This is a genomic window from Xenorhabdus entomophaga (assembly GCF_037996725.1).
Taxonomy (GTDB): domain Bacteria; phylum Pseudomonadota; class Gammaproteobacteria; order Enterobacterales; family Enterobacteriaceae; genus Xenorhabdus; species Xenorhabdus khoisanae.
On sequence record NZ_JBBMXH010000583.1, the window covers coordinates 1 to 207 of the forward strand.

The 207-nt window shown below is 55.6% G+C and carries 1 pseudogene; it reads left to right on the plus strand.

The annotated features are described in order from the left end of the window. Nucleotides 1-207: pseudogene (locus tag AAC854_RS24135) on the plus strand (type VI secretion system baseplate subunit TssF); the annotation flags it as partial.

A 207-nucleotide genomic window follows, 5' to 3' on the forward strand; every position in this document is an offset into this window, starting at 1 on the left:
CGACTTACCTGCCATTGAGGTTTCGTGTTATTTCACTGGCTACCATGAACAGGTGTGTACGCTGGAGCAAGGCACTATCACCGTAACGCAGGAAGGTTCACCGTCTCACCTCAATGTACACAATATCACACCGGTCGCAGCCGATTACCCGCCCCTGTTGCAGGAAAATAGCGGCTGGCCGCTGCTGTCCTGCCTTTCCAGCCCGCC